The sequence below is a fragment of the Pseudomonas sp. PB106 genome, from assembly GCF_009764645.1.
Classification (GTDB): Bacteria; Pseudomonadota; Gammaproteobacteria; order Pseudomonadales; family Pseudomonadaceae; genus Aquipseudomonas.
Genome location: NZ_RWIM01000041.1, coordinates 1 through 1,024, shown reverse-complemented (window position 1 = coordinate 1,024; position 1,024 = coordinate 1). Strand labels below are relative to the sequence as shown.

The following is a 1,024-nucleotide window of genomic DNA, read 5'->3' as shown; positions in this document are numbered from 1 at the left end:
GATAGCGGTCTGTCAGAGCCACCGATGTTGACTGACACACCGCTATCGCGAGCAGGCTCACTCCTACAAGGGGATTTGTGCAAGCTTCAGGTTTCCTCTTTTCCGAGCCAGCGATAAACCCCGCCACCGACGACCGCGCCAATCAACGGCGCGACCCAGAACATCCACAACTGTGCGATCGCCCAGCCGCCAACCATCAATGCCGGGCCCGTACTGCGGGCCGGGTTGACCGATGTGTTGGTGACAGGAATGGAGATCAGATGGATCAGCGTCAGGCCCAGGCCGATGGCAATCGGTGCCAGCCCCGGTGGTGCGCGCCTGTCGGTGGCGCCGAGGATGATGATCACAAACATGGCGGTCATGACCACTTCACAGACAAGCCCGGCCGCCATCGAATACTTGCCGGGCGAATGCTCGCCATAGCCATTGGAGGCCAGACCATCGGCGACTTCGAAGCCTTCCTTGCCACTGCCGATGTAGACGATCAATCCCGCCGCGATGATCGCGCCAAGCACTTGGGCAATGATGTAAGCAGGTAACTCTTTGGCCGGAAACCGACCGCCAACGAACAGGCCGACCGAGACGGCCGGATTGAGATGACATCCGCTGATGTGGCCGATGGCGAAGGCCATGGTCAGCACCGTCAGACCAAACGCCAGGGCTACCCCCAGCACCCCGATACCTATCGGAGAAGACGCGGCGATCACCGCGCTGCCGCAACCACCCAACACCAACCAGAACGTACCCAGCAACTCCGCGACTGAACGTTTGAACAGAGACATGAGAAGAGTCCTTGATAGCGCTGCTATCGAGACTGCATCAAGTAGTGCATCCCTGCAGACTTACGACAGGCTCCGCTCTGAAGCCTCGGCTCAGTACAGCAGGGTTCTTGCGGATTTCCAGCGCGCACAAAAAAACCGCCAGAGCCCTTGGTTGGCGGGCTCTGGCGGTGATCGTTCCCACGCTCTGCGTGGGAATGCTTCAGGGGACGCTCCGCGTCCAGTGACGCGGAGCGTCACGGGCT

General features: G+C 60.4%; 1 protein-coding gene. It reads right to left on the bottom strand.

Annotation, left to right across the window (positions count from 1 at the left end):
- Positions 1-86: 86 nt before the first annotated feature.
- Positions 87-782, bottom strand: a complete 696-nt coding sequence (aqpZ, locus tag EJA71_RS06080; RefSeq protein WP_158955182.1) for an aquaporin Z — start codon at positions 780-782, stop codon at positions 87-89.
- Positions 783-1,024: the final 242 nt, after the last annotated feature.